The sequence below is a fragment of the Streptomyces sp. NPDC060205 genome, from assembly GCF_042728395.1.
Lineage (GTDB): Bacteria > Actinomycetota > Actinomycetes > Streptomycetales > Streptomycetaceae > Streptomyces.
Genome location: NZ_JBHWZP010000031.1, coordinates 1 through 7,946, shown reverse-complemented (window position 1 = coordinate 7,946; position 7,946 = coordinate 1). Strand labels below are relative to the sequence as shown.

6 protein-coding genes are annotated in these 7,946 nt (G+C 71.9%); 5 read left to right on the top strand and 1 reads right to left on the bottom strand.

Features of this window, described 5'->3' with window-relative positions:
* Positions 1–358 precede the first annotated feature (358 nt).
* The gene (locus ACFWGJ_RS08150; protein ID WP_387321771.1) at positions 359–1,555 is read right to left on the bottom strand and encodes a lipid-transfer protein; all 1,197 of its coding nucleotides are present in this window, start codon (positions 1,553–1,555) and stop codon (positions 359–361) included.
* 224 nt (positions 1,556–1,779) lie between these two features.
* Here ACFWGJ_RS08150 and ACFWGJ_RS08145 point away from each other — a divergent pair, with 224 nt between their 5' ends.
* The 5 genes from ACFWGJ_RS08145 (at position 1,780) to ACFWGJ_RS08125 (ending at position 7,904) form a co-directional block, all read left to right on the top strand.
* Positions 1,780–3,537: an MFS transporter gene (locus ACFWGJ_RS08145; RefSeq protein ID WP_387321770.1), complete on the top strand. Its 1,758-nt coding sequence runs from the start codon at positions 1,780–1,782 to the stop codon at positions 3,535–3,537.
* Between the two features lie 450 nt (positions 3,538–3,987).
* Positions 3,988–4,638 (top strand): class I SAM-dependent methyltransferase, encoded by a 651-nt coding sequence (locus ACFWGJ_RS08140; protein WP_387321769.1) that lies wholly within the window; start codon positions 3,988–3,990, stop codon positions 4,636–4,638.
* 137 nt (positions 4,639–4,775) lie between these two features.
* Positions 4,776–5,762 (top strand): N-acetylmuramoyl-L-alanine amidase, encoded by a 987-nt coding sequence (locus tag ACFWGJ_RS08135; RefSeq protein WP_387321767.1) that lies wholly within the window; start codon positions 4,776–4,778, stop codon positions 5,760–5,762.
* Positions 5,763–5,920: 158 nt separating this feature from the next.
* Positions 5,921–6,769 carry a hypothetical protein gene (locus ACFWGJ_RS08130; RefSeq protein ID WP_387321766.1) on the top strand — a complete coding sequence of 283 codons (849 nt, stop codon included), beginning with the start codon at positions 5,921–5,923 and terminating at the stop codon, positions 6,767–6,769.
* A 127-nt stretch (positions 6,770–6,896) separates the two neighbouring features.
* The gene (locus ACFWGJ_RS08125; protein ID WP_387321764.1) at positions 6,897–7,904 is read left to right on the top strand and encodes an LLM class F420-dependent oxidoreductase; all 1,008 of its coding nucleotides are present in this window, start codon (positions 6,897–6,899) and stop codon (positions 7,902–7,904) included.
* Positions 7,905–7,946 lie beyond the last annotated feature (42 nt).

The following is a 7,946-nucleotide window of genomic DNA, read 5'->3' as shown; positions in this document are numbered from 1 at the left end:
TCGCCCGCGCCGTTCCCCGCGCCCCTGGGGGGGGTGGAGGTGCACTGCCACCTGCGGGTGCGTCGTGGTCGCCCGCGCCGTTCCCCGCGCCCCTGAAAGCGGGGCTGCGCCCCTGCTTTCGTCCTCTGGGGCAGGGCCGCACCCCTTGCCTTTAGGGGCGCGGGGAACTGCGCGACCAGCCACGACGGGCCCGCAGCCGACCACGCGCCCCCGGCCCCCGCACGAGGGAAAACAGGGCAGCACCCCCCTGCCTTTCAGGGGCGCGGGGAACTGCGCGGCCGGCCACGACGGGTCCGCAGTCGATCACGCGTCCCGGCCGAGCCGGCCGGCCGGCGGCATCCCCCGTGCGGGATGCCGGTCAGGCGCGGCTGAGGAGTGTCACCACCGCCGCACCCCCGAGCCCGATGTTGTGCGCGAGCCCCACGCGCGCGTCCGCCACCTGCCGCGCCCGCGCCTCGCCCCGCAACTGCCAGGTCAGCTCGGCGACCTGCGCGATACCCGTGGCCCCCAGCGGATGCCCCTTCGAGATGAGCCCGCCGGAGGGGTTCACCACCCACCGCCCGCCGTACGTCGTGGCGCCCGACTCCACGAGCTTGCCGGACTCCCCGGGCGCGCACATGCCGAGCGCCTCGTAGGTCAGCAGTTCGTTGATTGAGAAGCAGTCGTGCAGTTCGACCACGTCGACGTCCTCGATGCCGAGCCCGGCGCTGTCGTACACCTGCCGGGCGGCGGCCCGGGACATCGGCTGCCCGACGACGTCGACACACGACCCGGAGGCGAACGACTCCTCCGTGTCCGTCGTCATCGCCTGCGCGACGATCTCCACGGCCCGCTCCCCCAGCCCGTGCCGTTCGACGAACCGCTCGGACACGACGACGGCCGCCGCCGCCCCGTCGGAGGTGGGCGAGCACTGGAGCTTGGTCAGCGGGGCGTGCACGGTACGCGCGGCGAGGATCTCGTCGACCGTGTACGCGTCCTGGAACTGCGCGTACGGATTGTTCGCCGAGTGCCGGTGGTTCTTGGCACCCACGGCCGCGAGCTGCGCCTCCGTGGTGCCGTACCTCTCCATGTGCTCGCGCGCCGCGTTCCCGAAGATCTGGGCGGTGGGCGGCGTCATCTCGAAGCCGTGCCGGGCCGCCATGACGGCGTAGTGGCGGGCGACGGGCGAGGTCGCGAAGTCGCCGCCGTCGGCTCCGCCGCCCAGCGCGCCGCGTGCCATCTTCTCGAACCCCAGCGCCAGTACGCAGTCGCTCGCACCGCCCTCGACGAACTGCCGCGCGAGCATCAGCGCGGTCGCGCCGGTCGCGCAGTTGTTGTTGACGTTGTAGACGGGCACACCGGTCAGGCCCAGTTCGTAGGCGGCCCGCTGTCCGGCCGTGGAGGCCTGGAAGCAGTAGCCGGCGGCGACCTGCTCCACCGCGTCGTACGGGATCCCGGCGTCGGTGAGGGCGCCGGTGCCGGCCTCCCGCGCCATGTCCCAGTACTGCCAGTCCCGTGTCTCCGGCTTCTCGAACCTGGTCATGCCCACACCGACGACGTATGCCTTCGTCCTCATGGCTCTCCCCACGGTCCGGTAGGGCGGCAGAGTAGAACACGTTCCATTCCGAAGGAAGATCCGGGGCAGGCCAGATGTCCGGGGCAGGCCGGATGTAATGAGAAGGTCAAGAATTCGTTAGCGGCTCGAAGCAACGGAATAGTTGCCTGGGCGCACGGGGTTCACCCTGCACCTACCCGTAGCCGCACCTCTCCACCTGACCCATGCCTCTGGAGGCCGCACGTATGACCCGGACAGCGACGGATCCGCACACCCGAAGGCCCAGCGGCAGCGGAATCGTCCCCGTACTGGCCTTCGCGGGCATCGTTGTCGCGGTGATGCAGACCCTGCTCGTGCCGGTCATCAAGGACCTGCCGGAGCTGCTGGGCACCTCCCCCGGCAACGCCACCTGGGTCATGACCTCCACCCTGCTCGCGGGCGCCGTCTCCACGCCGATCATGGGCCGCCTCGGTGACCTCTACGGCAAGCGGCGCATGCTGATAGCCAGCCTCGCCGTCATGGTCGTGGGCTCACTCGTCGCCGGATTCACCAGCGAACTGCTCGTGATGATCGTCGGCCGGGCCCTCCAGGGCTTCGCCATGGGCGCCATCCCGCTCGGCATCGGCCTGATGCGCGACGGGCTGCCGCGCGAGAAGCTCGGCTCGGCGATGGCCCTGATGAGCTCCTCCATCGGCGTCGGCGGCGGACTCGCGCTGCCGGTCGCGGCCCTGGTCGCGCAGCACGCCGACTGGCACGCGCTGTTCTTCGGCTCGGCGGGCCTCGGCGTCGTCTCGATCGTGCTCACCCTGATCTTCGTACCCGAGTCGCCGATGCGTGCCGTGGGCACCTTCGACATCCTCGGCGCGCTCGGACTGTCCGCCGGTCTCGTCCTCTTCCTGCTGCCGATCACAAAGGGCAGCGACTGGGGCTGGACCTCCGGCACGACCCTCGGCCTGTTCGGCGCGGCGGTGGCCGTCCTCCTCCTGTGGGGCGTGATGGAGCTGCGCGTCAAGGCTCCGCTGGTCGACCTGCGCACCACGGCCCGCCCGGCCGTCCTCTTCACCAACCTCGCCTCGATCATGGTCGGTGTCGCCTTCTACGCCGTCTCCCTCGTCCTGCCCCAGCTGCTCCAGCTGCCCGCGTCGACCGGTTACGGCCTCGGCCAGTCCATGGTCGTGGCGGGTCTGTGCGTGGCGCCGCTCGGCCTGACGATGATGTTCACGGCGCCGGTGTACGCCCGTATCTCCGCCAAGTACGGACCCAAGGTCACCCTGATGATCGGCATGCTGATCATCGCGGTCGGGTACGGGGCCGGGCTCGGCCTGATGAGCGCCGCCTGGCAGACCATCGTCATCGCGGTGGTGCTGGGCGCGGGCATCGGACTCGCGTACTCCTCGCTGCCCGCGCTGATCATCGGTGCGGTGCCGGCGTCGGAGACGGGCGCGGCCAACGGGCTCAACACGCTGATGCGCTCGATCGGTACGTCCGTGTCGAGTGCCGTGATCGGCATGGTCCTGGCGAACACCGCGGACCAGGTGGGCGGTGTCGCGGTGCCCACCATGCACGGCTTCCGGGTGTCGTTCCTGATCGCCACGGGCGCGGTGCTGCTCGGGCTGGTGTTCGCGGCGTTCCTGCCGGGGCGGCGGGCGGCGGTGAACGCGGCGAAGCCGCATCTGGTCGCTTCCAGCGACCCTCTGTCCGAGCCTGCGTCCGCGCCTGCGGCCCCGGCCCCGACCGGTTTCCGTGGCCGGGTCCTCACCTCCGAGGGTTCGCCGGTCGCTCGCGCCAAGGTGACGCTGATCGACCGGCGGGGGCGGCAGGCGGGGGCGACGCTGTCCTCGGCGGACGGCGGGTACGCGCTCGCCGTGCCGGGCGCCGGACCGTACGTCCTCGCCGTCACGGCGGGCGGCCACGGCCCGCTCGCGTCCGCGGCGAGCCACCCCGGCGACGACCGGTCCATCGAGATGGACCTCGCGCTTCCGGGCGCCGCGGTCCTGGCGTAGCGCGCAGCGCGCCGCCCCGTAAGGGGCGCGGGGAACTGCGCGCCCAGCCACGACGGCCCCGCACCCGACCCCCCAGGCAGGGCAGCCCGAAGGGCGCCCTTTTAGGGGCGCGGGGAACTGCGCGGCCAGCCACGACGAGCCCGCACCCGAAGCCCCGAGCAGGGCAGCCCGAAGGGCGCCCTTTTAGGGGCGCGGGGAACTGCGCGGCCAGCCACAGCGGACCCGCAGACGAATCCCAGCACGCTCCTGGGGGCGGATAGTCGGGTGCGGGCCCGTCGTGGTTGCTCGCGCCGTTCCCCGCGCCCCTAAAAGGGCGCGTCGTCGGGTGCAGGCACGTCGTGGTTGCTCGCGCCGTTCCCCGCGCCCCTAACGGGGCGCCCCTGACGGGGCGCCGCCGGCGGCGTGGGGCACCATGGCGGCACGTCTGTACGTACGATCTGGAGGAACTCCATGCCCCCGGCCCCCGCCGCCCCAGTGCTCGCCGCCTTCGAAGGGGCCAAGGGGTTCATGCCCGTGCGGGAGGGGCTCGCCCTGTACGCCGCCGCCGTGGAGGCGGGACGCCTCGGCCTGCCCCTGCTGGAGGTGGGCACGTACTGCGGCCGCTCCACGATCCTGCTCGCCGACGCCGCCCGCGAGGCGGGAGTCACGGCGGTCACCGTCGACCACCACCGCGGCAGCGAGGAGCAGCAGCCCGGCTGGGAGTACCACGACCCGTCGACGGTCGACCCGGAGCTGGGCCGCATGGACACCCTGCCGACCTTCCGCCGTACGCTCCACGCGGCCGGCCTGGAGGACCACGTGGTCGCGGTCGTCGGCCGTTCCCCGCAGATCGCCGCCTTCTGGAACTCCCCCCTCGGCCTCGTCTTCATCGACGGCGGCCACACCGACGAGCACGCGAGCGGCGACTACGAGGGCTGGGCACCCCATGTCGCCGAGGGCGGGCTGCTGCTCATCCACGACGTGTTCCCCGACCCGGTGGACGAGTTCACGGGGCAAGCGCCGTACCGCGTGTATCTGCGGGCGCTGGGGTCCGGCGCGTTCACGGAGGTCTCGGCGACGGACTCCCTGCGGGTACTGCGCCGCACAGGCAAGGGGATCTGAGAGAGCCGTAGAAGGAAACGTTACGAGGCATCCGTGCGCGGGATCCATACGAGGGATCCGTACCAAGGATCCGGAGAGCGCCACCCCGGCGCCCTCCCTCCCCGCGCACCGCCCGGACGACCCGTAAGGTGTTGGCCGTGTCATACGTAGGCCCGGACTTCGAACCCCCACGCCCCCCGCGCCATCCCCTGCGCGCACCCCTGACCGTCGCGGTCGCCGCGCTCGTACCGGGAGCCCTGGTGGGCTGGCTGGTGTGGCAGGCGGTGGGCGACTCCGACGACGGGGACGGATCGGCGGCAGCCAGGACGTCGGCCTCGGCGAGCGCGGGCGCGTCAGCATCCGCGCCCTCGTCCGAACTGCCCGGCCCCTCCGAGGACGGCAAGGACCAGCCCGGCGGCGGCACCGGCCAGTCCGGCGGCGGTGACGAGTCCGGCTCCCCCGCGGGCTCCGGCCCCCTCAAGGGCAAGGTCGTCGTCATCGACCCCGGTCACAACCCCGGCAACTTCCGGCACCCGTCCGACATCAACCGCAAGGTGAACATCGGGACGAACTGGAAGGAGTGCGATACGACGGGCACGTCGACCAACGCCGGTTACACCGAAGCCGAGTTCACCCTCGACGTCTCGCACCGGCTGCGCACGATCCTCAAGAAGGAGGGCGCCACGGTGAAGTTCACCCAGGACGGCGACCGCGCCTGGGGCCCGTGCGTCGACGAGCGGGCCGAGATCGGCAACAAGGCCGGCGCGGACGCCGTCGTGTCGATCCACGCGGACGGCTCGGCGGCCGGCAACCGCGGCTTCCATGTGATCCTGCCCGGCTCGGTGCACTCCGGCGCCGCCGACACCCGCCCCATCGTGGCCTCGTCCCGCGCGCTGGGCGAGCGCATCGCGGGCGGTTTCCTGCGCACGACCGGCGGCCCGCCCTCCAACTACATCGGTGACGGCACCGGCCTCGATGTGCGCAAAGACCTCGGCGGTCTCAATCTGTCAACGGTTCCGAAGGTGTTCATCGAGTGCGGCAACATGCGCGACACCAAGGACTCCGCGCAGCTGACCAGCGGCACTTGGCGGCAGAAGGCGGCGGAGGGAATCTCTGAGGGAATCGTGAGTTTCCTGCGCGGGTAGCGATCAGAGGGGACATCCGGGCGGACACCCGTGTAGGGCGGGCGATAGTGTCGTCCCTACGATAAGGGGCCACCCCTGCGCTTCGCACCACGACCTGACGGCGACGTGGTGACGGCGACGCCTCTACCGACGACGAGACGACTGACGAAGGACCTGAAGTGAATATCCGCTCCCTCACTAGGGGCGACGGCGTGGTGATCGGAGCAGCGGTTCTGCTGTTGATCGCGTCGTTCCTCGAAATCTATTCGATCGACGGGGCCCCCGACAGCGCCGACATCCCGAACGCCTGGGGCAGTGGCCCGGTCCTCCTGAGCGTCACCCTGGCCGGCATCATCGGCGCCGCGCTGATCGTCGTCGCCCGCGGTCTGCCGCAGGCGCCGAAGGTCGCCGGTCTCGACCTCGGTCCGTTCGGTGTCGCCTTCACGGTGTTCGCCGCCTGGAGCGCCCTCGGGAACATCTTCGACCCCGCCGGCGGCTTCGACAACAACGGTGGCAGTGACGCCATCGGCGCCGGCACGGGCCTCATCCTCAGCTTCATCGCCACGCTGGTGCTCGCGGGTGCCGCGATCGCCACCCCGCTCGTCCCGGCCCTCAAGGGTGCGCTCCTGCCGCCCCCGAAGCCGGCCGCCCCGCAGCCCTACGGCGGTCAGCCGCAGGGTGGTTACGGCTACCCGGGCGCCCAGCAGCCCGGCCCGTCCTTCGGCGGCCAGCCCGGTCAGCCGCAGCAGGGCCAGCCGTTCGGCGGCCAGCCCGGCCAGCCGCAGCAGCCCCATCAGGCGCAGGCCCCGCAGGCGCAGCAGCCCGCCGGGGACTTCGCGCCGTTCTGGTTCGCGGTGCCGGTGGCCCGTCCGCTGTTCGCGGAGGACGGCTCGCCCACGCCGATCGCCGAACTGGCTCCGGGTACGTGGTACTTGGCCGTCGAGCAGCGCGGTCCGAGCCTGGTGGCCCAGACGCAGGACGGCCGCCGCGGTGTGCTGCAGGACACGTCCGGGATCCAGCGCGGCTGACCCCGTCACCGCCGGTCCGTCACGGCCCTCCGCCCAGGGTGCTCCTCGGAGCCCTTCCGGGCGGGGGGCCGTTCCCGTACAGTCGGCCCGGCCCGGATGACATCTGACGTACCGTCAGGAGTGGTGTATGCGGCTCGGACTCGCCCTCGGATACTGGGGCCGCGGCCCCTCGGCGGACCATGTGCCCCTCGCGCTGGAGGCGGAGCGGCTCGGCTACGACTCGGTGTGGACCGCCGAGTCCTGGGGCTCGGACGCCTTCACCCCGCTCACGTGGATCGCCGCGCGGACCTCAAGGATCAAGCTGGGTACGGCGGTTGCCCAGATGGCGGCCCGCTCCCCCACCACGACCGCGATGCACGCGCTCACGCTCGACCACCTCTCCGGCGGGCGCGTGATGCTCGGCCTCGGGCTGTCCGGGCCGCAGGTCGTCGAGGGCTGGTACGGGCGCCCGTTCCCGAAGTCACCGCTCACGGCGACCCGGGAGTACGTCGACGTCGTACGCCAGGTCCTGCGCCGCGAGGGTCCGGTCGAACTGGACGGCCGCTTCCACTCCCACCCGTACCGGGGCGCGGACGGCACCGGGCTCGGCAAGGCCCTCAAGCCCATCACGCACCCGCTCCGGTCCGGCCTGCCCGTCCTGCTGGGCGCCGAGGGGCCGAAGAACATCGCCCAGACGGCACGGATCGCGGACGGCTGGCTGCCGCTGTACTGGTCGCCGACGCGGACGGCGGTGTACGAGGCGTCCCTGGACGCGGCGCCCGAGGGGTTCCTCGTCGCTCCGATGGCCCGGGCGAAGGTGTGCGACGACGTCGCCGAGGGGTTGCTGCCGGTGAAGGCGATGCTCGGCTTCTACATCGGGGGGATGGGGCATGCGGCGCGGAACTTCCATGCGGATCTGATGGGGCGGATGGGGTTCGAGGAGGAGGCTCGGCGGGTGCAGGAGTTGTTTCTCGCGGGGCGGCGGGAGGAGGCGGTGCGGGCCGTGCCGGACGCGTTCGCTGACGAGATCTCTTTGATCGGCCCGCGCGCGCGAATCGCTGAACGTCTGGACCTATGGCGCAAGGGCCCGATAACAGACCTCCTGCTCCTGTCCCCGGACCCCCACACACTCCGAGTCCTGGCAGACCTGAACTAACAGCGGTGCTGAGCTGGACTGTTTTTTCACCTGCGGGCCCGG

Coding starts and splice junctions, on each gene's coding strand:
- ACFWGJ_RS08140 (WP_387321769.1), top strand. CDS start 3,988: ATGCCCCCGGCCCCCGCCGCCCCAGTGCTCGCCGCCTTCGAAGGGGCC.
- ACFWGJ_RS08125 (WP_387321764.1), top strand. CDS start 6,897: ATGCGGCTCGGACTCGCCCTCGGATACTGGGGCCGCGGCCCCTCGGCG.
- ACFWGJ_RS08150 (WP_387321771.1), bottom strand. CDS start 1,555: ATGAGGACGAAGGCATACGTCGTCGGTGTGGGCATGACCAGGTTCGAG.
- ACFWGJ_RS08145 (WP_387321770.1), top strand. CDS start 1,780: ATGACCCGGACAGCGACGGATCCGCACACCCGAAGGCCCAGCGGCAGC.